A 4920-nucleotide genomic window follows, 5' to 3' on the forward strand; every position below is an offset into this window, starting at 1 on the left:
CTTAGTGCAACAGCACGTATCACACAAGATTATACCTGTACACAAACAGGAGAGATTACTATAGAGAATGTAACAGGAGGAACCCCACCATATTTCTATAGTATCAATGATGGAACAACAACTACCGGTTCAAATAACCCAGTAAAAGGAGGTTTAGTAGATGGTACGTATACATTATCAGTATCAGATGCTAATGGATGTAGTTTTACCATTACACCAAACATTGTAATAGCACCATTACCAACAGCACCAGCTTTAGCAAGTGCAGTAGTTTATAATTGTGATGGAACAGGAAATATTACAATCACACCAACTCCAGCAGGAGCATATACTTATAGTTTAGATGGAGGAACAGCTCAGGCAGGAAATGTATTTAATAATGTAGCAGTAGGTGGACATACGATTACTGTAGATTATGGAAGAAACTGTACCGTTGATATCAATGTAACAGTAGAGCCAAACAATGAGTTTGTAGCGAGTGTAACAGGAAGTACAGATATTACATGTAATGGAGGAAGTGATGGAACGATCACATTATCAGCTAGTAATTATGGCGCATCATACCAGTATTCATTAGATAATGGAGGAACATGGAGTGGAGCAATTGCAACAAGTCCATTTACGATTACTAATGTAGCATTAGGAACATATAATGATATTTTAATCCGACCAAATGCAGGTTCACCAGCAGCATGTACTTTAAACTTAGCAAATATTACAATTGGTCAACCAACAGTAGTAGTTGCAGGAGGAAGTATAACTAAGGAAGTAACTTGTACACCAGCAACAGGAGCTACTATTGCTCCAACAGGATCAGGTGGAAATGGAGGACCATATTCTTATGAATTATTCTTAGGAGGAGTATCTCAAGGAACAACAACTTCTTCTTTTACTAATATAGCAGCAGGAACATATACCATTGTAGCAACAGATGTTAGAAGTTGTACTTCAGCACCATTTACTATTACTGTAGATCCAGCGGATACAGTTACATTTACGGCAACGCCAGCATGTTATGATGGAACTAACGGAACTATTAATATTTCGGGGGTTACAGGTAATGGAAACTATCAATATAGTTTAGATGGAACTACATGGCAAACACCGGCATCAATACCAGCATTTAGTATCACAGGTTTATCTGCAGGAAACTACAATGTAACCATTAGAGATGGAGCTGGTTGTACAGCGACACAAGGAGTAACAATTAATCCACAGTTATTAGCAAGTGCGGATGTTACAAATGCAAGTTGTTCTACTGGACAAATACAAGTAAATCCAACGGGAGGAACTACAACAGGATATATATTCTCTGTTGTACCAGACGGAGATCCAGCAGGAGCTTTCACTGCAACAAATCCAATTATAGGTTTGGCAGCAAATACTTATGATGTTTATGTTAGAGACAGCGCGGGATGTGAGTACATTATACAAAATGTAGTAGTTAGTTTAACTACACCAGTATCGTTAACGAATATGACTCCTAATAACCCACAATGTAATGGTGATACAGGAAGTATAGATGGTGAAATATTGAATGGTGAAGCGCCTTTCAATATAACGGTAGAAAATACTGCTGCTACATATACAGATAATATTAATGGATTAACGGTAAGAGATTTTAGTTTTAATAATTTAGTAGCTGATAGTTATACAGTAACAGTAACAGACGCTCTTAATTGTACGAATACTTATAACTTTACATTAACTGAGTTACCAGCTGTTCCGATGAATATCGAACCTATATTACCAGCTAACTGTCTTACAGCAGTTCCAGCGGATACAGGTATTGATTTTAACTTTAAAAATTTAACATTAGCGGATTTTACACCGTATACATTACAATATACTATTGATGGTACAACTTGGATAAACATGAGTACACTTGCGCACTCAGTTAGTGTAGCTCCGCATCCAACACCAGGAGATAATTTATATAGTGTTAGAAACTTAGTGTCTGGTACTTCTTATTTCCCTGCAATTCGTATTTTGAATACTGATAGTTCGGTTCGTTGTTTAATTGAAAACGGATTGTTTGTCATGCCTTTCCAAGTAGAAGGAATTGTAGTGAATGTAACATCTAGTGGTAATTGTACAACAGGGTATAGTGTAACTGTTGAGGCTGTTGGAGGAACAGGACCATATTCATTTGGAATTAGTACAGATGATCCAATAAACTCTGGAATTTGGTATCCTGCAGATGATCCTGTAGGTGCACCTGGAATTAGAGTTTTTAATAATATTATTCCTGGACTGAATTACTTATTCTATGTAAGAGACCTTAATGGATGTATTCAAACAAATGATCCAAATATCCCAATAGTATATCCACCGGATAATTTTGATGTTTCTATAACTCCAAGTGCATCAAGTCAGTCTTGTAATGGATCTAACAATGGTTCTTTACAGTTTAACATTGATGACATTGATGGTGTTTTAGCAGGAAATACAATTACTTGGCAATTATATGATGGAGTTACTGATTCTCCTTTACCAATTACTGGAACTATTGCTAATACTGTAACATACCCATTTGTATTAAACAGTACGACAACCCCAGTAGCTAATTTGCAAAATTTAGGAGCGGGAAGATATTTTATTGTTATAGAAAGAACTGCAGGAGGTACCTGTAATTGGGCGAGTGGAGAAGTTGATATTCGTGAAGGAACTGCAATATCGGGTAACTTGAATAAGCTTAATGACATTACTTGTAGTGTAGATGGGTTGGTACGTATTGAAAATGTAGTTGGTGGATTCGGAGGATATTCGTATGAAATCACTGCGGCTACAAATACAACTGGATTAACCTTCCCAATAGCGGTGACAGGAAATACCTTTAGTATTGCTTATGGAAATGTTAATGTAGTTACAAATCCGGTTGATGTAACAGTAGAGGTAACAGATTCAAACGGATGTACTCAAACATTAGGACCAGTTACTTTAAATGTAAGTCAATTGCCAACCATTGATTCTGTAGTAGCTAACAGTTGTGCAACTAATAATACAATTACAATAAACGCTTCGGGAGGAGTTGGACCATATCAATTCTCAACGGATAATGGAACATCATTTAGTGCTCCAACAACAAGTCCGTTTGTGGCAAATGGATTGACAGCGGGTAGTTATGATATTATTGTGAGAGATGCTAATGGATGTCAAGACACTCAAGCAAATGTTATTATTCATGAAGATGTTGATTTCAATTTACAAGTAACTACCAATGCAATATGTACTGCAAACGGTGTCGTTACATTAAACGTAACATCAGGTTCTCACTTAACAGGAGGTGTAACGGCAGATTATAGTTATAGTGTAAATGGAGCACCAGCAGTTGCGTTAGGAGCTGGAACAACATCTGTTGCTATTTCGTTAACACCAGGAACATATAATATTTCTGTAACAGATAATAACACATCTTGTTCAACAGCAACTAAAGAGATTACATTACAAGACCCTATTGATCCTAACTTTACATATGTAGCTGAGAATAGTTTATGTTTTGGAGATAATTCAGGAAGAATTACTGTTACGGCAGTTAATAATGGTGTATTACCATTAACATATACTTTAAATGGCCCAGGTGGACCAGTTACATTACCTGTAGGAGATGGTACTTTTACAAATTTAGGACCAGGAACTTATTCTATAACAGCTGTTTCTGGAGTTAATAATTGTTCTACTACAATCAACAATATTGCAATTACTGAGTTCAATGATATTAACTTACCAGTGCCTACAGTGTCTCCGTTTGCTTGTGCGACAGGTAATACTCCTGGAAATGCTACGGTAACAATTCCTGGAGGAATAACAGGTGGATCAGGTACATATACACGTGTAGTATTTGTTTATGATAATGGAACTCCTGCAGATAATACTGATGATGTAACTCAAGATAGTAATACGATGAGTTTTACTACTTCAAACATTTTAGGAGGAGCAGTAGCAATTACAGTTTATGATGATCAAGGGTGTTCAGCAACAACCAATGCAACAATCAATGCATTAGATGTATTATCGAATGCTAGTGTTACTGTTGATAATGCTATAACTTGTAATACAGGTGAAGATATTACAGTTGGGTTTAACTCAACATTAGGAACGAACGCGAATATTACTATTGAAGGAACAAATGGTCATACTTATGGACCAGTAACTCAAAATAATGTTGCTTCAGGAGACTTTGATGCTTTACCTACAGGTGAATATCAAATAACAATAACACATCCTACAACAGGTTGTCAGTTGGTAACATATCATACGGTATTAGCAGCACCAACATTTGACTTAGTAATTTCAGATATTAGAGATGAAACATGTAGGTCTGCAGATGATGGTAGCGTTGAGTTAAGTTTTAGCCCAACGACACCGTATACAAATCAATATGATTACGTGTTATATGATGCAGGAACAAATACACCTGCTACAGATACATTAGGAAATATTATTTCAGGAAGTGGAGTTGTTAATAATACAACAATTAATAACATTCAAGCAGGAACTTATTATGTAGTGGTAACTTTAACAGCAACAGCTGTAACAGGACCACCAGCAGTAGCTGCATGTACATCACAATCGGCAAACTTTACAATTGAACAACCAGCCGTAGAATTATTGGTTACAGCAAATTTAACTGCTGCAGTAAGTTGTAATGGAGTATCAGACGCAACAATTACAGCAACGGCTCAACATGGTTGGGGAAGCTATACTTACCAGTTAGAAGATTTATCAAACAATGTAATTGGAGGGTACACTTATAGCAATAACAATGTATTTACAGGATTAGCAGCAGGAGATTACCGAGTTCGTGTAATAGATGCAAATGGATGTCCGCGTTCAACTACGATTAATGTGCCAGCTCCAGCGGTTGTAACCTTTGGAACGACTCATAATGATAATAGTTGTGATACAAGTACAGGCGGA

1 protein-coding gene is annotated in these 4920 nt (G+C 36.6%); it reads left to right on the forward strand.

Annotation, left to right across the window (positions count from 1 at the left end):
- A partial coding sequence (locus tag Q0873_RS18125; protein WP_299110202.1) for a SprB repeat-containing protein occupies positions 1 to 4920 on the forward strand: 4920 nt, incomplete at both ends.

Source organism: uncultured Tenacibaculum sp., from assembly GCF_947498805.1.
GTDB lineage: Bacteria > Bacteroidota > Bacteroidia > Flavobacteriales > Flavobacteriaceae > Polaribacter.